The organism is Microcoleus sp. B4-C1, assembly GCF_036705285.1.
GTDB lineage: Bacteria > Cyanobacteriota > Cyanobacteriia > Cyanobacteriales > Microcoleaceae > Microcoleus.
This window is the reverse complement of record NZ_JAUBUC010000244.1, coordinates 1-1,031: the sequence shown is the minus strand read 5'-3', so window position 1 is coordinate 1,031 and position 1,031 is coordinate 1. Positions and strand designations below refer to the sequence as shown.

Annotated in this window: 2 protein-coding genes; both read right to left on the bottom strand. The window is 38.3% G+C overall.

Annotation, left to right across the window (positions count from 1 at the left end; genetic code table 11):
• Positions 1-73: 73 nt before the first annotated feature.
• Positions 74-478 (bottom strand): transposase family protein, encoded by a 405-nt coding sequence (locus QUB26_RS31920; protein WP_333321330.1) that lies wholly within the window; start codon positions 476-478, stop codon positions 74-76.
• A 29-nt stretch (positions 479-507) separates the two neighbouring features.
• On the bottom strand, positions 508-888 hold the full coding sequence (locus QUB26_RS31915; RefSeq protein WP_333293203.1) for a transposase family protein: 381 nt from the start codon (positions 886-888) through the stop codon (positions 508-510).
• Between the last annotated feature and the right edge of the window lie 143 nt (positions 889-1,031).

Below are 1,031 nucleotides of genomic sequence, written 5' to 3'. Positions count from 1 at the left end.
CTCTGACTTTTCGCTCATCTGACTACATTACCATATTGTTCGGCTCTCTGCGGAACTATTTTTACCTGAATCCTTACCTAAATCTTTCTTGGGCAACTCGAAATATCTTGACCGTTCTAATTCGATGTTCCACAAAAATTCGGCGAGCCGAAAACGCTTTGTTTTGTTCTTTTTGTTCAGTGGTTAATTCTCGGTTTCTGGGTTTTTTAATGGGAGTTGTTATTAAATCTTCTCCAACGTAAGCTTTATCTCCCTTAAATCTTTGTTGAGGGTCAAACTCGGAGCGATATTCCCGGAATAAGGTTATATCGCTTTTAGGTCCAGGTTCCCCTGCCACAACATCAACTATATCTCTACCATCTGGCATGATAATTATTTGACTTTTGAATGTATGATTACTCTTCTTGCCTGAAAAGTATTTTTCTTGTTCCTCCTTATCTCCAGGTCTCTCTCTGACTTGTTCGTAGGTATCTACTATTAATTCATATTCTGTGAGTATTTCCTTAACTATTGCATGGTCAGCAGCGTTTTTTTTACTTGTTCCAGCAAGCTAGATGGTAGCAATTGTCGCAGGTGCGGCAACCAATAGTTAAATGTATCATTAGCTGTAGACTCACTTACTCCAAACTGGATGCCGAGAAGTTGAAATGTTGTCATATGCCTCAGATAGACCAAGGTTAAAATTATTTGTTCGGTCAGAGATAGTTTGGCTTTTCGACCTCCTCCACCAGCAATAATTCTCACTTTCTTTGCTTCTAGTAAAGCTTGTTTTTCATGATGTAATCCTTCGGCATTTTGGAGCAATTGTTGTAACTCTTCATAGGCCAGACCAATTAATCGCTGTGTTTCTTTAGGATTTTCTTCAATATGATTCAGGATGTCGCTCATCTTTCTGTGTAAAAAAAGGTCTCTTATGTTCTTTTACCACATAATGTTACTATTTTGGAGATGTCTTATTATTCGCGAAAAATCTTCTCTTCATCCCTTGGGCTTGTCTTGGCAACTAGAATAACTGCTCCCCCTATTTATTG

Coding starts and splice junctions, on each gene's coding strand:
- QUB26_RS31915 (WP_333293203.1), bottom strand. CDS start 888: ATGAGCGACATCCTGAATCATATTGAAGAAAATCCTAAAGAAACACAG.